Origin of the sequence: Sedimentitalea sp. XS_ASV28 (assembly GCF_041224545.1) — a bacterium.
GTDB lineage: Bacteria > Pseudomonadota > Alphaproteobacteria > Rhodobacterales > Rhodobacteraceae > Sedimentitalea.
In genome coordinates this window covers 85,091-106,472 of record NZ_JBGFGP010000166.1, presented here as the reverse complement: position 1 = coordinate 106,472, position 21,382 = coordinate 85,091, and the positions used below count along the sequence as shown (strand labels likewise).

The following is a 21,382-nucleotide window of genomic DNA, read 5'->3' as shown; positions in this document are numbered from 1 at the left end:
GCGACTCTGCGTAGCGGCGCAGGCGGGTGTGTCGTGACGCACCGATGCGCCGGCATCGGGCCCGTCAGATTTCGCCGTCAAGCCCTGCCGCTTCGATGCCCGCCAGTGCGGCCCGCGCATCGTTGTCCGAGGTGTCGCCGGTTACACCGACCGCACCGATCACCGCCCCTTTCTTGTCGCGGATCAGCACGCCGCCCGGCACCGGCACCACCTGCCCGCCGAAAAGCCCATTTACCGCGTCCATGAAATAGGCCTGCTGCTCGGCCCGCGCCATCTGCGCGGTTCCCGCCATGCCCAGCATCACCGCGCCATGCGCCTTGCCATGCGCAATCGCGAAGCGTCCCGGCGACGCACCATCCTCGCGCTCGAACGCCTGCACATGCCCGCCCGCATCCAGAACCACCACCGACAGCGGTTTCAATTCCAGCTCCCGGCCCTTCTCCAGAGCCTTGCGAATGATGGTTCGCGCCTTGCGCAGTGAAATCGCCATAACCTGTTCCTCCCATTTGCTGCTGGAATATCTGCCGTGGCGCTTTCGTCAATAGCTGATGTCAACGCACGCGGGTTACCGAACCGTCAGACTTCAAACATCCATATCGATATCCACGAGGTCACGACCCCGCAACACGCAACGAACGTCTCTGGTTGCATAGACGATGTCGGGATTTTCCGATGTCCTGTCGATCCGATAGGAAAGATCGATCGTTTTGACATGGTCCCCTTTCGCGGAACTGGAGATGATCTGTTGCACAGGATATTCCAGCCTGCTTCGCGCATGCCCGTCACATATTTCGACGGCGAGCCCGGTGCCGATGGTCTCCTCTTCACGGGCGCGTGCGCGTTCCGCCTCGACCTGCTGAGACACCGCCGCCCCGAGGCTGACGCATTGCGTGAATTCGGCAGTACCCTTCACGAACCCGGATTGAAGGCACGCCCTCTCTGACGAAGAGTACCGGCTGACATCCGTCTTCACCGCCGAAGTGTTCACGTCCATGTTGCATCCGGCAACAAACGCAATCGGAAGCATGATCACTGCTCGCATGTTGATGTCCTCGATATTGGCAGATTTATCGCACCCCGCCGCGTGTTTCCGGCACATGATGCAGAAGGGCCGTTATGAACTGGTCTGTTCCGGATGTCCAGTTTTACGCGCCCGGCCTTGCGAAAAGCGGGTGACGACACGACTGCGACCTGCCCTCCGTCAGCGCGACGCGTTGGCAAGATATGCCGATACAGGATGGCGGTGGCGCGATGCGGCGACTTGCCAAAGTCGCGCCTTCCGTATTGCCGAAATGCGATGCAAGATCCGTGACGACCGGCATCCGGGAGCGCGAGGGCGTCGCCGCGCCCCCGCGTCCCGGTCGCAAGTTATGCGCGAGCGGCGGCTTTCAGCTCAAGACGGCGGGCATGAAGCACCGGCTCGGTATAACCGCTTGGCTGCGCGCGCCCCTTAAACACCAGATCACAGGCCGCCTGAAACGCGATCCCGTCAAACCCCGGCGCCATCGGGCGATAGAGCGGATCCCCTGCGTTCTGTTCGTCGACCACCGCGGCCATGCGGCGCATCGCATCGGCGACCTGCTCCTGGGTGACCACGCCGTGGTGCAGCCAGTTGGCGATATGCTGGGCCGAAATCCGGCAGGTAGCCCGGTCTTCCATCAGGCCGACATTGTTGATGTCTGGCACCTTGGAACAGCCGACTCCCTGATCGATCCAGCGCACCACGTATCCGAGTATGCCCTGCGCGTTGTTTTCGACCTCGCGGATTTTCTGCTCGTCCGTCCAGCGCCGATAGGTCGCCAGCGGAATGGTCAGCACCGCATCCACATGCGCCCGGCGCCCCCCGGCCCTGAGCCTGTCCTGCACCGCGAACACATCGACCTTGTGATAGTGCAGCGCATGCAAGGTCGCTGCGGTCGGGCTGGGAACCCAGGCGGTGTTGGCACCGGCACGGGGATGCGCGATCTTCTGATCCAGCATCGCTTCCATCATGTCGGGCATGGCCCACATGCCCTTGCCGATCTGCGCTTTTCCCTGCAACCCGCATTCGAGGCCGATATCGACGTTGCGATCCTCATAGGCGCCGATCCAGTCCTTGCGCTTGATGAAATCCTTGCGCGAGAACGGACCCGCCTCCATCGACGTATGGATTTCATCCCCGGTGCGATCGAGAAACCCGGTATTGATGAAACAGACCCTGCTCTTCGCCGCCTCGATACACTGCTTCAGGTTGACGCTGGTGCGCCGCTCCTCGTCCATGATGCCGATCTTTACGGTGTTGCGCGGCAGGCCGAGTATGTCCTCGACCATGTCAAATGTCCTGACCGCAAAAGCGACCTCTTCCGGCCCGTGCATCTTGGGCTTTACCACGTAGACCGATCCGCTGACCGAGTTGCCGCCCTCGCGTTGCAGATCGTGCATGGCGATCAGAACGGTCACCATCGCATCCATCAGCCCTTCGAATGTCTCGTTCCCTTCCGCGTCCAGAATGGCGGGGTTGGTCATCAGGTGGCCGACATTGCGAACCAGCATCAGCGCCCGCCCCTTGAGCGCAAGGTCGCTGCCATCGGGCGCGGTATAGGCGCGGTCGGGATTGAGCGCGCGGGTCACCGTCTTGCCGCCCTTCTCGAGCGTCGCCGACAGATCGCCCTGCATCAGCCCCAACCAGTTGCCATAGGCCAGAACCTTGTCCTCGGCGTCCACGCAGGCGACGGAATCCTCGCAATCCATGATCGCGGTGATCGCGCTCTCCATCAGCACGTCGGCAAGGCCGGCCTGGTCGTGACAGCCGATGGGATGCGCGCGGTCGAACACCAGTTCCACATGCAGGCCGTTATTCGTCAGTACCACCGCATCCGGTGCCCGGGGGTCACCCCGATAACCGACGAACTGCGCGGGCTTTACCAGCGGCTGACCATCCACCAACAAGGCACCGTCGCGCACGTGATAGCGGCGCACATCCGCATGGCTGGTGCCGACAATCGGAAAGGCCTCGTCCAGGAACACGCGCGCCCGCGCCACGACGCGCGCGCCGCGACCCCGCTCATAGCCGCCAACCGGCGGGGTACTGCCCATCGCATCGGTTCCGTAAAACCCGTCATAGAGACTTCCCCAGCGGGCGTTCGCGGCATTCAGCGCGTAGCGCGCATTGGTGATCGGCACCACCAGCTGCGGCCCCGGAACCGTGGCGATCTCGGGATCGACATTATCCGTATCGATCTGGAAATCCCCGCCCTCGGGCAGCAGATACCCGATCTCTTCCAAGAAGGACGTGTAGGCCGCGTGATCATGGGTCTTGTCGCGGTTCTCCAGATGCCAGGCGTCGATTTTGGCCTGCAATTCGGCGCGACGGTCCAGCAGCGCACGGTTTTCCGGCCCCAGCTCACCCATGACACGTGCAAGACCGGCCCAGAACCTGCCGGCGTCGACACCCGTCCCCGGCAGCGCCCGTTTTTCGATGAACTCCACCAGTTCGGGCGCGATTTGCAGCCCCTCGATCATGGTCCTGTCGCTCATAAAGGTCCCTCTTCCTGAGATGTGCACAAATGTATACAGCGCTAGTTAGTTTGAAAGTTTCCGATAGGCAACAAGCGACCACGATACGGATCATGCACAGTGAGCGGGTCGCCGGGCGCAAATGCAGACCGCCACGATACGCAGGATTTCATCCCGCCTCATCGACCGGTTGCAACCGGGGGCAGGCGAACCTAACGTCGCCTGCGAACACCTGATGCATTCCGGAGATACAACATGAAGGACACCGCCCCGCAGACGATCTTCCTGAAGGATTACACGCCCTTCGGATTTGTCGTCGAGTCCGTTCACCTGACCTTCGATCTCTCGCCGAATGCCACCCGCGTCGCCAGCCGCATCGCCTTTGCGCCGAATCCCGAGGCGCGCGATCACCGCTTTTTCCTGCATGGCGAAGATCTCAAGCTGATCCGCGCCGCGATCGACGGCACGCCCGTCAGTCCGGATGTCATCGACGAAGGCCTGACCTGCGCGGTGCCGGAGGGATCGTTCATATGGGAGTGCGAGGTCGAGATAGACCCACAGGGCAACACCGCACTCGAAGGGCTCTATATGTCGGGCGGCATGTATTGCACGCAATGCGAGGCCGAGGGGTTCCGCAAGATCACCTATTATCCCGACCGGCCCGACGTGATGAGCGTGTTTACCGTCGAGATCAAGGGACCGCACCCGGTGCTGCTTTCGAACGGCAATCCGCAGGTTCAGGGCAAAGGGCACGCGATCTGGCATGATCCCTGGCCCAAACCCGCCTATCTCTTCGCGCTCGTGGCGGGCGACTTGCTGGCCCATTCCGACAGTTTCACCACCTGCTCGGGCAAGGAGGTCGAGCTGAACCTCTATGTGCGCGCCGGTGACGAGGACAAATGCGCCTTCGGCATGGAGGCGCTCAAGAAATCGATGAAATGGGACGAAGAGGTCTATGGCCGCGAATACGATCTTGACGTGTTCAACATCGTCGCGGTGGATGATTTCAACATGGGCGCGATGGAGAACAAGGGGCTGAACATTTTCAACTCCTCGGCCGTTCTGGCCAGTCCGGAAACCGCAACCGACGCCAATTTCGAGCGGATCGAGGCGATCATCGCGCACGAATATTTCCACAACTGGACCGGCAATCGCATCACCTGCCGCGACTGGTTCCAGCTGTGCCTGAAAGAGGGGCTGACCGTGTTCCGCGATGCGCAGTTCACTTCGGATGTGCGTTCCGAACCGGTCAAGCGCATCCAGGACGTGATCGAGCTGCGCGCCCGCCAGTTCCCCGAGGATCAGGGACCGCTGGCGCATCCGGTGCGGCCCGAGAGCTTTCAGGAGATCAACAATTTCTACACCGCCACGGTGTATGAAAAGGGCGCAGAGGTCATCGGGATGCTGAAACGGCTGGTTGGCGATCAGGCCTATGCCGAGGCGCTGGATCTCTATTTCGCGCGTCATGACGGGCAGGCCTGCACGATCGAGGACTGGCTCAAGGTGTTCGAGGACGTGACCGGACGCGATCTCGCGCAGTTCAAACGCTGGTATTCGCAGGCTGGCACCCCGCGCCTTGCGGTGCGGGAAGAATGGGATGACGGCACCTATACGCTGCATTTCTCGCAATCGCTTGGCGCAAGCGCCGCAACCCCGGAACCACAGCCGCAGGTCATCCCCATCCGCGTCGGCCTGCTCGGTCCCAATGGCGACGAGGTACAGGCCACCCGGACGCTGGAGATGACCGAGGCCACGCAAAGCTTCCGCTTTGAGGGGCTGGGGGCAAAGCCGGTCCCGTCGATCCTGCGCGAGTTCTCGGCCCCTGTCGTGCTGGAGCGTGAAACCGACACCGCCGAACGGGCATTCCTGCTGGCGCATGATACCGACCCGTTCAACCGGTGGGAGGCCGGCCGCACGCTCGCCCGTGAAACCATGATGGACATGGCGACATCCGGGGCGCCGGCGGGCGCAGCCTATCTTGACGGGATGCTCGCCGTTCTGCGCGACGACACGCTGGACCCGGCCTACCGGGCGCTGATGCTCGCGCAGCCAAGCCAGTCCGAACTGGCCAACGCGCTGGCCGAAGCCGGAACCACCCCCGACCCGGATGCCATCTGGCAGGCCAGCGAAACCCTGGCTCTCGCGCTTGCACAACACGCGCAGGACGTGTTGCCGCGCATCATGGCCGAGTGTCGCGTGGACGCTCCCTATCGCCCGGACCCGGACCAGAGCGGCAAGCGCGCGCTTGGCGCACGGGCACTGGCACTGGTGACGCGTCTGGACGGGGGCGCGCAGGCGGCAGAGCAATATGCGGTTGCCGACAACATGACGCTGCAGCTGTCATCACTTGGCTGCCTGCTGGCTGCGGGCAAGGGCGAAGAGCAGGTCGCCGCCTTTTACGCGCAATGGCAGGGCGACCGGCTGGTGATCGACAAGTGGTTCGGCATGCAGATCGCCCAGGCTGCGCCCGACCGGGCGGCGGATGTCGCGGCGCGCCTGACCGAGCATCCCGATTTCAACTGGAAGAACCCCAACCGCTTCCGCGCGACGCTGGGCGCGCTGGCGATGAACCATGCGGGTTTTCACATCGCCGACGGATCGGGCTACCGGCTGCTGGCCGACTGGCTGATCCGGCTCGATCCGGTCAATCCGCAGACCACCGCACGCATGTGCAGCGCCTTCCAGACATGGCGGCGCTATGACAGCGCGCGCCAGTCGCTGATCGGGGCCGAACTTGAACGCATCGCCGAAACGCCGGGGCTGTCGCGGGACACCACCGAAATGATGAGCCGTATCCGGGGAGCGGAATAGATGCGCAGGGCTCTGCTTGTCACCGGGGCGAGCGCCGGTGTCGGAGCCGCCACGGCGCGGCTGACGAGGTGGCCGATGCGATCCTTTACCTGCTGTCCGACGCGGCCCGCTATGTCACCGGCAGCAGTCTCGAAGTTACCAGCGGACGGTGAGTAGCAGGGACCTCATCTTTGAAAGGCGCGGGCGATCACCGGGCATGCTGATCGCCCTTGTCCTGATCTACGCCGTGCTGATCGGCCTTTGCGTGATGGTCGATGCCGCGTGGTGGCTTGTCATGTTGCTCGCGATGCCGACCCTGCCGGCCCTGGTCGATGTGCTGCGCGACACGCGCGCGGGGCTGCGGCTGTCGCGGAACCGGCTGGAATGGCATACCGGGAAACGGCACGGCGCGCTGACGCTGGGCGAGATCGACCACATGCGTCTTGACACGCGATGGGATTTCTCGGTGCGCGCCACCGCGTGTCTGCACGACAACAAGGAGGTCCGGCTGCCTTATGAAGCCATACCGCCGCACCGCGCCCTTGAAGCTGCGCTGCAAGCGCGCGGTATACCGGTGCAACGCCGGCATTTCACGGTGTTCTGAACCGGTGGCGCGCGGCCCTCTTGCCCCGATCTGATCCGTGTCCTAGAAGGCAGCGACGTTGGACAAGAGGCACGCCATGCTGGATCTGAGCTATACCACCCCCAAGCCCAAAACTATTGCCGGGGCCAAGCACGATTGGGAACTGGTCATCGGCATGGAGGTGCATGCACAGATCAGTTCGAATGCCAAACTGTTCTCGGGCGCCTCGACCACCTTCGGGGCCGAGCCCAACTCGAACGTCGCTTTCGTGGATGCCGCGATGCCCGGCATGTTGCCTGTCATCAACGAATTCTGTGTCGAGCAGGCGGTGCGCACCGGGCTGGGCCTGAAGGCCAAGATCAACCTGACCAGCGCCTTCGACCGCAAGAACTATTTCTATCCCGACTCGCCTCAGGGCTACCAGATTTCCCAGCTTTACCACCCGATTGTCGGTGAAGGCGAAGTGCTGGTCGAGATGGGTGACGGGATCGCGCGGCTGGTGCGCATCGAACGCATCCATATCGAGCAGGACGCGGGCAAATCGATCCACGATATGGATCCGAACATGTCTTTCATCGACTTCAACCGGACGGGCGTACCGCTCATGGAAATCGTCAGCCGCCCGGATATTCGCGGCCCCGAAGAGGCGGCCGCCTATGTCACCAAGCTGCGCCAGATCCTGCGCTATCTGGGGACGTCTGACGGCAACATGCAGAACGGCAACCTGCGCGCCGATGTGAACGTGTCGGTCTGCCGCCCCGGAGACTATGAAAAATACCAGGAAACTCAGGATTTCTCGCATCTGGGCACCCGCTGCGAGATCAAGAACATGAATTCGATGCGCTTTATCCAGCAGGCCATCGAGGTCGAGGCGCGCCGCCAGATCGCCATTCTGGAAAGTGGTGGAGAGGTCGAGCAGGAAACCCGTGGCTTCGACCCCGACAAAGGCGAGACGCGCAGCCAGCGGTCCAAGGAAGAGGCGCATGATTATCGCTATTTCCCCGACCCCGACCTGTTGCCTCTGGAAATCGAGCAGGCCTGGGTCGATGACATCGCGGCCAATCTGCCCGAACTGCCCGACGAGAAGAAGGCACGGTTCATCAAGGATTTCGGCCTGTCCGATTACGATGCCTCGGTGCTGACCGCCGATCTGGAATCGGCCGCATATTTCGAAGCCGTCGCGCAGGGGCGTGACGGCAAGCTGGCGGCGAACTGGGTCATCAACGAGCTGTTCGGACGGCTCAAGAAAGAGGATCACGCGATCACCGACAGCCCGGTCTCGCCCGAGCAGCTTGGCGGCATCATCGCGTTGATCACCAAGGGCGACATCTCCGGCAAGATTGCCAAGGACCTCTTTGAGATCGTCTATACCGAAGGTGGCGACCCCGCCGAGATCGTCGAAGCGCGCGGCATGAAACAGGTCACCGATACCGGCGCCATCGAAACCGCCGTGGATGAAATCATCGCCGCCAACCCCGCGCAGGTGGAAAAGGCCAAGGTCAATCCGAAACTGGCCGGCTGGTTCGTCGGTCAGGTGATGAAGGCGACCGGCGGCAAGGCCAACCCCAAGGCCGTCAACGAAATCGTCGCGTCCAAACTGGGTCTCTGACACAACGGTTCACGTCGGTCCGTTCACGCGGCTGGCGTGTATCAGAGCTTCAGGGCCGGGCCCGGGCAGGTTTCGTTGCCAAGGCACACGCGCTAGGATCGCGCGAGCAGGATCAGTAGGAGAGACCAGATGAGCCAGACCGCGCCGTTCATGTCAAAGGTCATGACCGTGAAACCGGAGTGGATCGATTACAACGGTCACATGAACATGGCTTATTACAACGTGCTGTTCGACAGCTGCGCGGACGAGGCCTATACGTTATTGGGCCTTGGCCCGGACTATGCGAAATCGCGCGGCTTTACCACCTATACGGCCGAGTTTCACATCTGCTATGTGCGCGAATTGCACGAGGGCGACCGGGTCCGGGCGAGCCTGCAACTGGTCGATCATGGCGACAAGAGCTTTCACACCTATCAGGAACTCTACCACGAAGACGGCTGGCTCGCAGCAACGGGCGAGGCATTGGGACTGCATATCGACATGAGCGGGCCAAAGGTCGCGCCATTCCCGCCGGACGTTGCCGAAAAATTCGCCGCGATGGCAGCGGCACAAGCGGACCTGCTCCGCCCCGAGCGGGCCGGGCGCAGCATCGGCATTCGGCGATAGGGCTGGTATTGGTCGCAACCGCGCTGTTATAGGAAACCAAGAACGAACCCGGGGATCCCTGACTGACATGCCACGCTATGAATACAAGGTCGTCCCTGCCCCGCAGAAAGGGCAGAAATCCAAGGGTGTCAAGACGCCGGAAGGACGGTTTGCCTTGTCCATCGAGGCGATTCTGAACGAGATGGCGGCCTCGGGATGGGAATATCTGCGGGCTGAACTGTTGCCGAGCGAGGAACGCTCGGGGCTGACGGGGTCGGCGACCAACTGGCGCAATCTGCTGATCTTTCGCCGTGGTCTCGAAGAGGATGCGGCCATCGTCGCCCCGGTGATGGACACCCCGGCGACCGCAGCCCCCGTTGTCGTGCCTGCGCCGCCCGTGAGTTCGGAAGAACCCGTGCGGACGCCGCCGCTGGTGTCGCCCGTCGACACCGCCCCGGCCTCTCCAGACAAGGATCGCGACCCGGTCTGATCCCGTGGTCGGCCCCCGGGCATGTCATGTCTGCGCCATTGGGGCGCTGCACCGCGATCCGGGTTATTGCGCAGGTTTCAGCACGCAGGCAAACAGATGCTCGCCGTCCACAGACCCGACACTGCCCCGCGCCTGCCACAGCGGGACGGAATTCGCGGGTCCGGTCGGGCAGGTCATTTCAATGCGCCTCTTGAACGGGCCGCATCAGACCCCGATATCCAGCGACAGCGCATGGATACGACCGACAAGGTCCGCTCCGAGTGCCGCGTGGACCGCACGGTGTTGCGCGATCCGGGATTGATCGCGAAAGGCCGCAGAGCGGATCCGCACGTTGAAATGGCTTTCGCCCCCCTCTTGGTAGCCGGCATGGCCCCGGTGCCGCTCGCTGTCATCGACGATGTCCAGCGCGGTGGGGGAAAAGGCGGCCTGCAACCGCTCGCGAATCTCGTTGGTGACGCTCATATTCTGACTTTGCGGCATTTTTTTTGCCGCACCCTCTTCTATCTCACGCGACATACTTTAAACTCTGGTCTCCGAGTCTAAAAGACGCCCGTGCAAAGGTTCCCGTGATGACAAAATCAGACCCGTTTGGCTTTGACATGTCAGTCAAGTCCGCCAAGAAAAAGAACCCCCGCGGGCGGCGCGGCATGTCCGGCGCATCCGAAACCTCGGTCCGCCAATGCGAGCATCCCGGCTGCACCGAGGCCGGAAAATTCCGCGCGCCCAAGGCGCCGGACGTGCTGGACGACTATTACTGGTTCTGCCAGCAGCACGTGCGCGAATATAATCTGAAATGGAACTTCTTTGACGGCACGACCGAGGCCGAGATCAATGCGCAACAGACCAAGGACAAGGTCTGGGAGCGCGCGACCAAGCCGATCAGCGATCCCGAGGCGCGCGCCTGGGCGCGGCTTGGCATCGAGGACCCGCATCAGGTGCTGGGCGCGAACGCCACCCAGAACCCCGGCCGCAACGCCGGTGCCGGGCGGCGCCTGCCCCCGACCGAACGCCGCGCCATCGAGATTCTGGAAGCCAAGGATACATGGACCAAGCCGGAAGTGCGCAAGGCCTACAAAAAGCTCATCAAGGTGCTGCACCCGGACATGAACGGCGGCGACCGGTCGCAGGAAGAGCAACTGCAACTCGTCGTCTGGGCCTGGGACCAGATCAAGGTCAGCCGCAATTTCAAGGACTGACGCGCCCAGCAGCCCGCACCGAATCTACCAGACGTTTTCATACTCTTACGCGCGGGGACGGTTGCGCGTCGGATGTGATGGCTGGTGGCCGATGCATCGGCATTTGCGATGGGTTTTTCACAATTCTTTGGCAGAGGGTCCCATTACCTCGACCAAGCTACGGTCGCACCCGATGCCCGGTTGCATGGCGGGGATCCTGAACCCGCCGATCACGCCGGTCCGGCCCCCGACGGCCTTTAGGACACCTCGCAACTGCGCCCGCATATCTTCGGCCCTGAAAGGTTTGACAGAACGTTGGCTGGCGCGGCGACATCTTTCTGCATATCGGACGCGCCGTCACGATCCTGATGCCTACCCCGTCGACCCGAGCCCTGACATCACTCTGCTGGCGCTGTTCTTAACATGGCGTCTGAGGCCCATTATCGGTTTACGCGCGCCACAGCCCGAAGTGCCACCGCTCTCCGTGATTTTACACGCTGGCCGCCGGGGATATCGACGAAGGGTTGCATGATGCATAGAGCTTGCTGCGGCCGGTCATGGGTAACATCCGCCGTTGGCATCCAGTTATTGCTTCCCCGTACGTCGTCATTTTTACGCCTCTTGCGTGAACTGCGCGTGATATAAACTGCGCTTCACCCGTTCTTGAGGACCGGAGCAAAAGCAGATTTATGAGGATATGTCAGGAAAACATACACTAAGCGTACGTTAGGCGATGGCTGTGTATTTGATGATGGTGCGGTCGAGAAGACTCGAACTTCCACGGGTGTTACCCCACAGCGACCTCAACGCTGCGCGTCTACCAATTCCGCCACGACCGCACGTCAGGGCTGGTGGGCGGGCTATAGACCAAGCACGACACCTTGTGAAGGGGCAAATTCACTCTTTGTGACGGTTCACCGATCGACGCCCCCTTCCCTCCCGGTCGGCACCGCGCTAAAGCGACACAATGGTGGACTGGATCACATCCGACTCGCGCGTCGACTACCACGATGCTGTGGCCTTCATGGAGCGGCGCGCCGCCGACATCGCCGCCGGAACCGCGTCCGAGTGCGTCTGGCTGCTGGAACACCCCCCGCTCTACACGGCGGGAACAAGTGCGCGGCCACAAGACCTGACCGACCCCGACCGCTTCCCGGTGTATCCGACCAAACGCGGCGGGCAATACACCTATCACGGTCCGGGCCAGCGCGTGATCTACGTCATGCTTGACGTCGGAAAACGCGGCCACGACGTGCGCAGATTTGTACAGCAGCTCGAGGCCTGGGTGATCGCGGCGCTTGCCGAATTCAATGTCACCGGACACATCCGCGATGGACGCGTCGGCGTCTGGGTCGTTCGTGACGACAAACCGCTGACCGCAACCGGCGCCAGAGCCGAAGACAAGATTGCGGCGATCGGCATCCGCTTGCGCAAATGGATCAGCTTTCACGGAATTTCGATCAACGTCGAACCGGATCTCGATCATTTCAGCGGGATCGTCCCCTGCGGCATCACCGAGCACGGCGTCACCAGCCTGGTCGACCTCGGGCACCCCGTCACGATGCATGACCTCGACGTCGCTCTCAGACGCAGTTTTGACGACATCTTCGGAGTATCGAATCCGCCACCCCGCCCCGCGTGAAGGTTACAGGATGTGCGGCTTCCCATTTCATCTTTGTAAAAATACTCCGGGGGAGACGCCCGCAGGGCGGCGGGGGCAGCGCCCCTAACCGGCGAGCGCCTCGCGAATCCTGTCGGCATGTGCCCGGATCGCGTCCATGTCTCCCATCTTTCCCGGCGGGCGCAAGCCGACATCCGAATGACGCGGCAACACGTGGAAATGCAGGTGGAAAACCTCCTGTCCTCCATCCGCTTCATTGAACTGCTGAATTGTCACCCCGGTCGCATCGAACGCGGCCATCACCGCACGCGCCAGTTTCTGAACGGTTCGCGTCACCGCTGCCAGTTCGGCCTCGCCGGCATCGAGGATGTTGCGGCACGGAGTCTTTGGGATGACAAGGCAATGGCCGTCGGCGCGCGGCATGATGTCCATGAAGACCAGCGTATCGTCGTCCTCGTAGACCCGGATCGACGGGATCTCATCCCGCAGGATCTTTGCAAAGATGTTGTCGTCATCATAGGTCATCGACCTGCTCCCGTATCTTACAATGCCTGCCGCTTTGTGCGAAGTCAGGCGCAGCAGGTCAACCCACACACGCCTCCGGAGGCAACCACCGCCCATTGCATCGGCACGGAAAACAAGGGGGGCGCGGCAATTTATCTTGATCCAAATCAAACTCCACCATTGAAGCCGTTCTGTAGGCATTCTAAAACCTGAGAGGAATTTCGCACGCGCCAGACACTCCGCGCGTGTTCATCTGTTACAGGAGGCGCCAAATGGCCGACGCAGCCATTCATGGTCACGAGCACGCGGACGAGCGCAGTTTCTTTACGCGCTGGTTCATGTCCACCAACCACAAGGACATCGGGATACTCTACCTGATCGTGTCCGCATTTGCCGGTCTGATCTCTGTCGCGTTCACCGTCTACATGCGGATCGAACTGATGGAGCCCGGCGTTCAGCACATGTGCATGGAAGGCGCACGGCTCTTCGCCGATTCGTCGCAGCCCTGTACGCCGAACGGCCATCTCTGGAACGTGCTGATCACCGGCCACGGCATCCTGATGATGTTCTTCGTCGTGATTCCGGCATTGTTCGGCGGATTCGGCAACTATTTCATGCCTTTGCAGATCGGCGCGCCGGACATGGCCTTCCCGCGCATGAACAACCTGTCCTTCTGGCTGTATGTCTTTGGCACCACCCTGGCAGTCTGCTCGGTGCTGGCACCCGGCGGCAACGACCAGGCGGGTTCCGGGGTCGGCTGGGTGCTTTACCCGCCGCTTTCGGTCAAAGAGGGCGGCATGTCCATGGACTTCGCGATCTTCGCGGTACACGTCTCCGGTGCCTCGTCGATCCTCGGTGCGATCAACATGATCACCACATTCCTGAACATGCGTGCGCCGGGCATGACTCTGTTCAAGGTGCCGCTGTTCGCCTGGTCGATCTTCGTCACCGCGTGGCTGATCCTGCTGTCGCTGCCCGTCCTCGCCGGTGCGATCACCATGCTGCTGATGGACCGCAACTTCGGGTTCACCTTCTTTGACCCCGCCGGCGGCGGCGATCCGATCCTGTATCAGCACATCCTCTGGTTCTTTGGCCACCCGGAAGTGTACATCGTGATCCTCCCCGGCTTTGGCCTGATCAGCCATGTCATCGGGACCTTCGCGCGCAAGCCGATCTTCGGCTACCTGCCGATGGTCTGGGCGCTGATCGCAATCGGCTTCCTCGGCTTCGTCGTGTGGGCGCACCACATGTACACGGTTGGCATGACCCTGAACCAGCAGGCCTATTTCATGCTCGCGACCATGACCATCGCGGTGCCCACGGGTGTCAAGGTGTTCAGCTGGATCGCGACCATGTGGCGGGGCTCGATCGAGTTCAAGACACCGATGCTCTGGGCCTTCGGCTTCCTGTTCCTGTTCACCATCGGTGGCGTGACCGGGATTGTCCTCTCGCAGGCCGCAGTGGACCGCTACTATCACGATACCTACTACGTGGTTGCGCATTTCCACTACGTGATGAGCCTTGGTGCGGTCTTCACCATCTTTGCAGGCATTTACTTCTACCTGCCCAAGATGACCGGGCGCATGTATCCTGAAACCATGGGCAAGCTGCATTTCTGGATGATGTTCATCGGGGCCAACCTGACATTCTTCCCGCAGCACTTCCTGGGCCGTCAGGGTATGCCGCGCCGCTACATCGACTACCCCGAGGCTTTCGCCTACTGGAACTGGTGGTCGAGCATCGGTGCCTTCCTGTCCTTCGCCTCGTTCCTGCTGTTCTTCGGAATCATCTGGTACACGCTCACCCGTGGTGCCAAGGTGACCGAAAACAATCCCTGGAACGAGTATGCGGATACGCTGGAATGGACCCTGCCCAGCCCGCCGCCTGAGCACACGTTCGAAACCCTGCCCAAGCAGGAAGACTGGGACAAGCGCCACGCGCACTAGCCCTCTCAGGCAGGTACAGACCAAGAGACCCCGGACAACTTCCGGGGTCTTTTTTGTTGCACCGTCCGCCGCTCATTTGCCGTGGTCCGCGCAACCGTCTTGCGCAAACCCGATCACCGCCCTACCAATTATACATGCATCGCAACGGAGGTTTCCGATGATTACCGTCTCGCCCCTATCCACCCAAGGCGTACTGGAGGTCCAGATATCCGGCAAGCTGACCGCAGAAGAATATGCCAGCACCCTCACCCCCGCGATGGACGAGGCTGCCGCGCGTGAAGACCGCTTGCGATTGTTGCTGCGCGTGGGCCCCGATTTTTCCGGATTTACGCCCAAGGCCGCCTGGGCAGACGCCAAGCTCGGCCTGCGTCACTGGGCCGGTTTCGAACGCATCGCCGTCGTGACCGATGTCGACTGGATCGAGAACACGATGCAGTTCATGGGCTTTGCCCTCCCCGGTGCCGTCGAAACCTTTGATCTGGACGAAGTGGACGATGCACGGCGCTGGCTTACCGAATCTCTCGGCAGCCTGCACATGCGTGATATCGGGGATCAGGTCCTGCATGTTCAACTGCTCGGCAAACTCGACACCGCCGCCTACGCCCGCGGCGAAGACGATATGGATGCTTATGTCCGCGATCACGGCCGATTCAAACTGCTTCTGGATCTGCGCGAGTTCGATGGCTGGCAAGGTCTCGCCGCGCTTGGCGATCACCTGAAACTGATCCGGGATTACCGCCATATCCCGACCAAGGTCGCCGTTCTGGGCGATGAATCCTGGCAGAAACTGGCACAGAAACTCATGCGCTACTTCATTTCAGCCGAGAGCCGGTATTTCGACGAGGACGATATCGAAAACGCCAAAGCCTGGCTTGCCTGATCACAAGCCACAAGAACGACAGGGCGGGCCGACCTTTGAAATCAACCGCCCTGTCACACTTGTCGGCCCATGACAAATCGCCAGATCGAACCTCGCGATGCCCTACAGCTGGTCACATACCGACGCCACCACCCGGGAGTTGCAGCTCTGGCCGCATCAGTCATTGCCACCAAAGGGCTTCGCGGGATTTATCCTCGCCACCTTCCTGTTGATCCTGTTGCCGCTTCTGCCGGTATTGGGAAGCGTCGTGTTGTGGGGCCTGCTGCCCTTTCTGATGTTGGCCGTTGCCGGTCTCTGGTACGCGCTTGAACGCAACCGTCGCGATGCGCAGGTCCTCGAGATCCTGACGCTCACCGAAAGCCACGCCCATCTTGTCCGGCACAACCCGCGCAGCCCGGCGCAGGAATGGCAGTGCAACCGCTATTGGGCGACCACGCAAATGCACGAAACCGACGGTCCGGTGCCACACTATGTGACGCTCAAGGGGGCAGGTCGCGAGGTCGAGATCGGCGCGTTCCTGTCAGAAGACGAACGGATCACCCTGTTCGAAGAATTGGACCGGGCGCTGCGTCCCTGACCAGCGCATCCGTCATCGCTATGTTCGCGATTCGCGCGAATCATGGCAACCGGCACGCTTGCCAGGCCTCAACAGCGGTAGCTTGCATGACACAAGACAGGCGTCGCGGCGGGGTCAGCCGGCGCAGAGACTTTCCTTGACCAGCGGCCCGACCTTGCCAAAGTCCATCTGCCCGGTATAGCGCCCCTTGAGTTCGGCCATCACCTTGCCCATGTCGCGGATCGATGTTGCACCGGTCGTCTCGACAGCCGAGCGGACCGCCTTGGCAATCTCATCCTCACCCATTTGCTTGGGCAGGAATTCTTGAATTATTTCAATCTCCTGCCGCTCTCTTTCGGCAAGATCGATGCGCCCGCCCTCTTCATAGGCGCGCGCGCTTTCCTGTCTCTGCTTGGTCATCTTGCTCAGAATCGCCAGCACGTCGGCGTCACTGACACCGCCCTCCGCTCCTTCGCCACGCGCTGCAATGTCCTGATCCTTGATCGCCGCACAGATCAATCGCAATGTCGACAGGCGCATGGTGGCCTTGTCTCGCATTGCCTGTTTGAGGGCATCATTTACCCGCGTTCGCATGTTCATATTGAGTGTTCCATCCCCATGGAGTTCGAAACACCGACACTACAGAAGTAAAAAGCGCGTTTCAACCGTGGGGCCGCGACGTAACCTGTTGATAATACGCGATGTCCCAAATTGTGACCGGACTTGACCTGTGTCCGCGTGCCGCTTAGGTATCCGTGAATTCAGCCCATAAGAGAGTCGCACCATGGCCCAATCCGCCTTGCCAAAGCCCACCGCCTGCCTGGCGCTTGCTGACGGGTCCGTGTTTTATGGCGTCGGTTTCGGTGCAACCGGGCAGACCACCGCAGAGCTCTGCTTCAACACGGCCATGACCGGCTATCAGGAAATCATGACCGACCCCTCCTATGCCGGGCAGGTCATCACCTTTACCTTCCCGCATATCGGCAATGTCGGTGTCAATCCGGACGATGACGAGACCGCCGATCCGGTCGCGTCGGGCATGGTGGTCAAGTGGGATCCCACCGCACCGAGCAATTGGCGCGCCACCGAGCATCTGCAAGAGTGGCTGGCGCGGCGTGGCCGCATCGCCATCGGCGGTGTCGACACGCGTCGGCTAACCCGTGCGATCCGCCAACAGGGTGCGCCCCATGTCGCCCTGGCGCATGACCCGGACGGCAAGTTCGACCTTGAAGCTCTGGTCGCCGCGGCACGCGGTTTCGCCGGCCTCGAAGGGATGGATCTCGCCAAGGAAGTGACCTGCGCACAATCCTACCGCTGGGACGAGATGCGGTGGGCCTGGCCCGAAGGCTATGCGCCCCAGACCGCCGCGAAACACAAGGTTATCGCCATTGATTACGGTGCCAAGCGCAACATTCTGCGCTGTCTCGCAAGCGCCGGATGCGATGTTACGGTGCTGCCCGCGACCGCATCCTCGGAAGAGGTTCTCGCGCACCAGCCTGACGGGTTGTTCCTGTCCAACGGTCCCGGCGACCCGGCCGCCACCGGCAGCTATGCGGTGCCGATGATCCGCGACGTGTTGGACAAGACGGACATCCCGGTTTTCGGCATCTGCCTTGGGCATCAGATGCTGGCGCTCGCGCTCGGAGCGAAGACCGTCAAGATGAACCACGGGCACCACGGGGCCAACCATCCGGTCAAGGACATGGAGACCGGCAAGGTTGAGATCACTTCGATGAACCACGGGTTTGCCGTGGATGCCCAGACATTGCCCGACGGGATTGTCGAGACACACCGGTCGCTGTTTGACGGTTCCAACTGCGGCATCCGAATGAAGGAACGTCCGGTATATTCGGTGCAACATCACCCCGAAGCCAGCCCCGGCCCGCAGGACAGTTTCTATCTCTTCGAGCGTTTCGCCGAAGCGATGAGCGCGAGAAAGTCCTGACGAAAGCTTAGTATTTTAGGCGCATTGTCGATAAATACCAGCAACTTAATCTGCTGTTAACATCCGCCGCGTCACGCTGATGCCCGACTTCAACTGCTCGTCGGGCCAACGGGATGAATACACAAAACCTGCGACTACTGGCGCCCCGGCCGGCGTTCATCGCACCGGCGCACAGGCCGTTGCCACTTGGACAGTACCTCGTCGAGCGCGGAACCATCACCTCGAACCAGCTCGTGCGCGCGTTGCAACTGCAACTGACGCTCGGCGCGCCAATCGGCGAAATCCTGGTGTCAGAAGGATGGGCCAGCCCCGCCGATATTCGCGATGCCCTGGCGCAACAATACCAGATCCGCGAAGTTGACCTGACGCTTGAGCCACCGGACGAAGACCTGTGCCATCGCATGCCGCACGGCTTCTGGCTCAGTCATCGTGTCATCCCCTGGCGGCGCGAGGACGGTACGGTGCTGATTGCCACGGACCGGCCCGATTGCTTTGAAAGCGTGCGCGCCGCGCTTGGCGATGTCTATGCCGCGCCGCTGCCGGTACTGGCCAGCGGCGCGCAGATCGAGGCCGCTATCGCCGAACGGTTTACCCTGCCCATGGCCAAGGCCGCGGGCGCGCGGGTTCCCGCGCAATTCAGTTGCCGCACCTGGCAATCGCGACACCCCGCAACGCTTCCGCTGCTGTTTCTTCTTTTTGCGATACCGGTGGGCGTCACGCCTGTTGCCGTACTCGCGGCCCTCAGTCTTCTGGCCATCGCGACCTTGTTGATGTTCTCTGCTCTCAAGCTGCTGGCCTTCGTCGCTTATCTGGTGGGAAACGCTGGCACCGGTCTGCCGGACAGATCGCCGATCGCCGCTCGCCCACGACCACGCCGCCCCAAGATTTCGGTACTCGTGCCGCTGTTTCGCGAAAAGGAAATTGCCGGTGCGCTGATCCGCCGGCTGGAGAAGCTGACCTATCCCAAGGCGCTTCTGGATGTCGTTCTGGTGCTTGAGGAACACGACGATGTCACGCGCCAGACCCTCGCGCAGACGCGGCTGCCCGCCTGGATGCGTGTCATCAGCGTCCCGGCCCATGACGGTCTGACGACCAAACCGCGCGCGATGAACTACGCGCTGGACTTCTGCCGGGGCGAGATCATCGGGGTCTGGGATGCCGAGGACGCACCGATGCCCGATCAGCTCGAAACCGTCGCGGCACGCTTTGCCGAGGCACCGGACGATGTGGTCTGCCTGCAAGGTATTCTCGACTACTACAACCCGCGCACCAACTGGCTCGCGCGATGTTTTACCATCGAATATGCAAGCTGGTTCCGCGTGGTGCTGCCGGGTATCGCCCGGCTGGGTCTGGTGATCCCGCTGGGTGGAACAACGCTGTTCTTTCGGCGCGACAAGCTTGCGGAACTGGGGGGCTGGGATGCGCATAATGTGACCGAAGATGCCGATCTGGGCGTCCGCCTGTGCAGGGCGGGGTATCGCACCGAATTGATCCCCACAGTTACCTTCGAAGAGGCGAATTGCCGCTCCTGGCCCTGGATCAAGCAGCGGTCGCGTTGGCTCAAGGGCTTCATGGTCACCTACCTCGTCCATATGCGAGACCCCCACCAGTTGCTTTCCGATCTCGGCCTCGCGCGGTTTCTGAGCCTGCAGGCCTTTTTCGTCGGCACTCTCAGCCAGTTCCTGCTGGCGCCGATCCTCTGGTCGTTCTGGCTGGTCCTGCTGGGCTTGCAACATCCGATTCACACGCTGGTTTCCGCATCAACGGCCACCGCGATCACCGGGCTGTTCGTCAGCGCGGAATTTCTCCTGTTCTGCATCGGTGTCGCAGCGGTCATGGCCCCCGAACGGCGCTTCCTGCTGCGATGGGTGCCGACCATGATCTGCTACTTCCCACTCGCCGCAATCGCCGCCTACAAGGCGCTCTACGAACTGATCCTGCGCCCCTATTACTGGGACAAGACGCAGCATGGCCACGCCCCGTCAGAGCTTGGCGTGGACTAGCACCGCTAACTTGCTGATCTCGGTTTGCAGCCACGCACCCGTGATCCGGCGGGCCAGGCACCGCGCGTGAATTTGGCCGCCGCTGCGCCACGTTGGATCGAAATTCCCCGCCCTTCCCCTTGCCCTTGCCTGCCGAATGTTGCACCACACGCTGGTTCGGCCCCCAATCGGGGCGACAGAGGATGAGGACAACGGGCATGGCCGACGGCACGATTGAGATGAATGCAAAACCGACCGAGGAGATCTCGGTTCGCGAGGTGTTCGGGATTGATACCCCGATGACGGTCAAGGCATTTGCCGATCGGACCGACCGTGTGCCCGAACTTGACGCCACCTACAAGTTCGACCCCGATACCACGCTGGCGATCCTGGCGGGCTTCTCCCACAACCGACGGGTCATGGTGCAGGGCTATCACGGCACGGGCAAGTCGACCCATATCGAACAGGTTGCGGCGCGACTGAACTGGCCGACCGTGCGGGTCAACCTGGACAGCCATATCAGCCGGATCGACCTGATCGGCAAGGATGCGATCAAGCTGCGCGATGGCAAACAGGTCACCGAGTTCCACGAAGGCATCCTGCCCTGGGCCCTGCGCAATCCGACCGCGATCGTATTCGACGAATACGACGCCGGGCGGGCCGACGTGATGTTCGTGATCCAGCGGGTTCTTGAACATGATGGCAAGCTGACCTTGCTGGACCAGAACGAAATCATCACGCCGAACCCGTATTTCCGTCTGTTCGCGACCTCGAACACGGTCGGCCTGGGCGATACGACGGGCCTCTACCACGGCACCCAGCAGATCAACCAGGCGCAGATGGACCGATGGTCGCTGGTGGCGACGCTGAACTACCTCAGCCATGACGCCGAAAGCGCCATCGTTCTGACCAAGGCGCCGCATTACAACACCGAGAAGGGTCGCAAGACCATCAGCCAGATGGTAACCGTCGCCGATCTGACACGCACGGCATTCATGAATGGAGATCTCTCTACCGTGATGAGCCCGCGAACGGTAATCACATGGGCACAGAACGCCGAGATTTTCCGCAATGTCGGATATGCCTTCCGCCTGTCCTTCCTCAATAAATGCGACGAGCTGGAGCGGCAGACGGTCGCCGAATTCTATCAGCGTTGCTTTGACGAGGAACTGCCCGAGAGCGCCGCGAGCACGGCACTGGGCTGAGCCCGGACGAACAGGC

General features: G+C 61.7%; 20 protein-coding genes and 1 tRNA gene. 14 read left to right on the top strand and 7 right to left on the bottom strand.

Features of this window, described 5'->3' with window-relative positions; all coding sequences use genetic code 11:
• Positions 1-64: 64 nt before the first annotated feature.
• The 3 genes from AB9K34_RS19565 to AB9K34_RS19555 form a co-directional block, all read right to left on the bottom strand.
• Positions 65-490 carry a heme-binding protein gene (locus tag AB9K34_RS19565; RefSeq protein WP_369956150.1) on the bottom strand — a complete coding sequence of 142 codons (426 nt, stop codon included), beginning with the start codon at positions 488-490 and terminating at the stop codon, positions 65-67.
• Between the two features lie 93 nt (positions 491-583).
• Positions 584-1,042: a hypothetical protein gene (locus AB9K34_RS19560; RefSeq protein WP_369956148.1), complete on the bottom strand. Its 459-nt coding sequence runs from the start codon at positions 1,040-1,042 to the stop codon at positions 584-586.
• A gap of 326 nt (positions 1,043-1,368) precedes the next feature.
• Complete coding sequence (locus AB9K34_RS19555; RefSeq protein WP_369956146.1) at positions 1,369-3,516, bottom strand: malate synthase G; 2,148 nt, start codon at positions 3,514-3,516, stop codon at positions 1,369-1,371.
• 234 nt (positions 3,517-3,750) lie between these two features.
• Here AB9K34_RS19555 and pepN point away from each other — a divergent pair, with 234 nt between their 5' ends.
• The 6 genes from pepN to AB9K34_RS19525 all read left to right on the top strand — a co-directional run bounded on the left by pepN (position 3,751) and on the right by AB9K34_RS19525 (position 9,552).
• Positions 3,751-6,306: an aminopeptidase N gene (pepN, locus tag AB9K34_RS19550; protein WP_369956145.1), complete on the top strand. Its 2,556-nt coding sequence runs from the start codon at positions 3,751-3,753 to the stop codon at positions 6,304-6,306.
• On the top strand, positions 6,303-6,458 hold the full coding sequence (locus AB9K34_RS19545; protein ID WP_369956495.1) for an SDR family oxidoreductase: 156 nt from the start codon (positions 6,303-6,305) through the stop codon (positions 6,456-6,458). Before pepN ends, AB9K34_RS19545 begins: the two co-directional genes overlap by 4 nt.
• Before the next feature lie 44 nt (positions 6,459-6,502).
• Positions 6,503-6,889 (top strand): hypothetical protein, encoded by a 387-nt coding sequence (locus tag AB9K34_RS19540; protein ID WP_369956144.1) that lies wholly within the window; start codon positions 6,503-6,505, stop codon positions 6,887-6,889.
• 76 nt (positions 6,890-6,965) lie between these two features.
• Positions 6,966-8,477 (top strand): Asp-tRNA(Asn)/Glu-tRNA(Gln) amidotransferase subunit GatB, encoded by a 1,512-nt coding sequence (gene gatB, locus AB9K34_RS19535; protein ID WP_369956143.1) that lies wholly within the window; start codon positions 6,966-6,968, stop codon positions 8,475-8,477.
• Positions 8,478-8,606: 129 nt separating this feature from the next.
• A complete protein-coding gene (locus AB9K34_RS19530) occupies positions 8,607-9,083 on the top strand; it encodes a thioesterase family protein (RefSeq protein ID WP_369956142.1) in 477 nt (158 codons plus the stop codon).
• Positions 9,084-9,150: 67 nt separating this feature from the next.
• Positions 9,151-9,552: a DUF4177 domain-containing protein gene (locus AB9K34_RS19525; RefSeq protein WP_369956141.1), complete on the top strand. Its 402-nt coding sequence runs from the start codon at positions 9,151-9,153 to the stop codon at positions 9,550-9,552.
• Between the two features lie 204 nt (positions 9,553-9,756).
• On the opposite strand, the gene AB9K34_RS19520 is transcribed toward AB9K34_RS19525, so the two are convergent.
• Entirely contained in the window at positions 9,757-10,014 is a 258-nt protein-coding gene (locus tag AB9K34_RS19520) for a BolA family protein (RefSeq protein ID WP_369956140.1), read from the bottom strand.
• Positions 10,015-10,121: 107 nt separating this feature from the next.
• Here AB9K34_RS19520 and AB9K34_RS19515 point away from each other — a divergent pair, with 107 nt between their 5' ends.
• A complete protein-coding gene (locus tag AB9K34_RS19515) occupies positions 10,122-10,748 on the top strand; it encodes a J domain-containing protein (RefSeq protein ID WP_369956139.1) in 627 nt (208 codons plus the stop codon).
• Positions 10,749-11,479: 731 nt separating this feature from the next.
• Here AB9K34_RS19515 and AB9K34_RS19510 read toward each other — a convergent pair.
• Positions 11,480-11,566 (bottom strand) — tRNA-Leu (locus AB9K34_RS19510).
• A 128-nt stretch (positions 11,567-11,694) separates the two neighbouring features.
• Between AB9K34_RS19510 and lipB the strand changes: the two genes are divergently transcribed.
• Positions 11,695-12,369: a lipoyl(octanoyl) transferase LipB gene (gene lipB / locus AB9K34_RS19505; RefSeq protein ID WP_369956138.1), complete on the top strand. Its 675-nt coding sequence runs from the start codon at positions 11,695-11,697 to the stop codon at positions 12,367-12,369.
• Positions 12,370-12,453: 84 nt separating this feature from the next.
• On the opposite strand, the gene AB9K34_RS19500 is transcribed toward lipB, so the two are convergent.
• Positions 12,454-12,873, bottom strand: a complete 420-nt coding sequence (locus tag AB9K34_RS19500) for an HIT family protein (RefSeq protein ID WP_369956137.1) — start codon at positions 12,871-12,873, stop codon at positions 12,454-12,456.
• A 251-nt stretch (positions 12,874-13,124) separates the two neighbouring features.
• On the opposite strand from AB9K34_RS19500, the gene ctaD reads away from it, so the two are divergent.
• The 3 genes from ctaD to AB9K34_RS19485 all read left to right on the top strand — a co-directional run bounded on the left by ctaD (position 13,125) and on the right by AB9K34_RS19485 (position 16,255).
• Positions 13,125-14,798 carry a cytochrome c oxidase subunit I gene (gene ctaD / locus AB9K34_RS19495; RefSeq protein ID WP_369956136.1) on the top strand — a complete coding sequence of 558 codons (1,674 nt, stop codon included), beginning with the start codon at positions 13,125-13,127 and terminating at the stop codon, positions 14,796-14,798.
• Between the two features lie 157 nt (positions 14,799-14,955).
• Complete coding sequence (locus tag AB9K34_RS19490; protein WP_369956135.1) at positions 14,956-15,678, top strand: STAS/SEC14 domain-containing protein; 723 nt, start codon at positions 14,956-14,958, stop codon at positions 15,676-15,678.
• A gap of 97 nt (positions 15,679-15,775) precedes the next feature.
• Entirely contained in the window at positions 15,776-16,255 is a 480-nt protein-coding gene (locus AB9K34_RS19485) for a DUF2244 domain-containing protein (protein ID WP_369956134.1), read from the top strand.
• Between the two features lie 114 nt (positions 16,256-16,369).
• Here the strand turns inward: AB9K34_RS19485 and AB9K34_RS19480 are convergent, their stop codons facing one another.
• Positions 16,370-16,834, bottom strand: a complete 465-nt coding sequence (locus AB9K34_RS19480; RefSeq protein ID WP_369956132.1) for a GatB/YqeY domain-containing protein — start codon at positions 16,832-16,834, stop codon at positions 16,370-16,372.
• A gap of 184 nt (positions 16,835-17,018) precedes the next feature.
• On the opposite strand from AB9K34_RS19480, the gene carA reads away from it, so the two are divergent.
• The 3 genes from carA to cobS all read left to right on the top strand — a co-directional run bounded on the left by carA (position 17,019) and on the right by cobS (position 21,366).
• Complete coding sequence (gene carA, locus AB9K34_RS19475; protein ID WP_369956131.1) at positions 17,019-18,179, top strand: glutamine-hydrolyzing carbamoyl-phosphate synthase small subunit; 1,161 nt, start codon at positions 17,019-17,021, stop codon at positions 18,177-18,179.
• Between the two features lie 113 nt (positions 18,180-18,292).
• Positions 18,293-20,182, top strand: coding sequence for a glycosyltransferase (locus AB9K34_RS19470; RefSeq protein ID WP_369956129.1), 1,890 nt, complete (start codon positions 18,293-18,295; stop codon positions 20,180-20,182).
• A gap of 197 nt (positions 20,183-20,379) precedes the next feature.
• Entirely contained in the window at positions 20,380-21,366 is a 987-nt protein-coding gene (cobS, locus tag AB9K34_RS19465; RefSeq protein ID WP_369956128.1) for a cobaltochelatase subunit CobS, read from the top strand.
• Positions 21,367-21,382: the final 16 nt, after the last annotated feature.

Excerpts from the sequence above, each read along its gene's own strand:
- AB9K34_RS19565 (WP_369956150.1), bottom strand. The coding sequence starts at position 490 with ATGGCGATTTCACTGCGCAAGGCGCGAACCATCATTCGCAAGGCTCTG.
- AB9K34_RS19560 (WP_369956148.1), bottom strand. The coding sequence starts at position 1,042 with ATGCGAGCAGTGATCATGCTTCCGATTGCGTTTGTTGCCGGATGCAAC.
- AB9K34_RS19555 (WP_369956146.1), bottom strand. The coding sequence starts at position 3,516 with ATGAGCGACAGGACCATGATCGAGGGGCTGCAAATCGCGCCCGAACTG.
- pepN (WP_369956145.1), top strand. The coding sequence starts at position 3,751 with ATGAAGGACACCGCCCCGCAGACGATCTTCCTGAAGGATTACACGCCC.
- AB9K34_RS19540 (WP_369956144.1), top strand. The coding sequence starts at position 6,503 with ATGCTGATCGCCCTTGTCCTGATCTACGCCGTGCTGATCGGCCTTTGC.
- gatB (WP_369956143.1), top strand. The coding sequence starts at position 6,966 with ATGCTGGATCTGAGCTATACCACCCCCAAGCCCAAAACTATTGCCGGG.
- AB9K34_RS19530 (WP_369956142.1), top strand. The coding sequence starts at position 8,607 with ATGAGCCAGACCGCGCCGTTCATGTCAAAGGTCATGACCGTGAAACCG.
- AB9K34_RS19525 (WP_369956141.1), top strand. The coding sequence starts at position 9,151 with ATGCCACGCTATGAATACAAGGTCGTCCCTGCCCCGCAGAAAGGGCAG.
- AB9K34_RS19520 (WP_369956140.1), bottom strand. The coding sequence starts at position 10,014 with ATGAGCGTCACCAACGAGATTCGCGAGCGGTTGCAGGCCGCCTTTTCC.
- AB9K34_RS19515 (WP_369956139.1), top strand. The coding sequence starts at position 10,122 with ATGACAAAATCAGACCCGTTTGGCTTTGACATGTCAGTCAAGTCCGCC.
- lipB (WP_369956138.1), top strand. The coding sequence starts at position 11,695 with ATGGTGGACTGGATCACATCCGACTCGCGCGTCGACTACCACGATGCT.
- AB9K34_RS19500 (WP_369956137.1), bottom strand. The coding sequence starts at position 12,873 with ATGACCTATGATGACGACAACATCTTTGCAAAGATCCTGCGGGATGAG.
- ctaD (WP_369956136.1), top strand. The coding sequence starts at position 13,125 with ATGGCCGACGCAGCCATTCATGGTCACGAGCACGCGGACGAGCGCAGT.
- AB9K34_RS19490 (WP_369956135.1), top strand. The coding sequence starts at position 14,956 with ATGATTACCGTCTCGCCCCTATCCACCCAAGGCGTACTGGAGGTCCAG.
- AB9K34_RS19485 (WP_369956134.1), top strand. The coding sequence starts at position 15,776 with ATGCCCTACAGCTGGTCACATACCGACGCCACCACCCGGGAGTTGCAG.
- AB9K34_RS19480 (WP_369956132.1), bottom strand. The coding sequence starts at position 16,834 with ATGAACATGCGAACGCGGGTAAATGATGCCCTCAAACAGGCAATGCGA.
- carA (WP_369956131.1), top strand. The coding sequence starts at position 17,019 with ATGGCCCAATCCGCCTTGCCAAAGCCCACCGCCTGCCTGGCGCTTGCT.
- AB9K34_RS19470 (WP_369956129.1), top strand. The coding sequence starts at position 18,293 with ATGAATACACAAAACCTGCGACTACTGGCGCCCCGGCCGGCGTTCATC.
- cobS (WP_369956128.1), top strand. The coding sequence starts at position 20,380 with ATGGCCGACGGCACGATTGAGATGAATGCAAAACCGACCGAGGAGATC.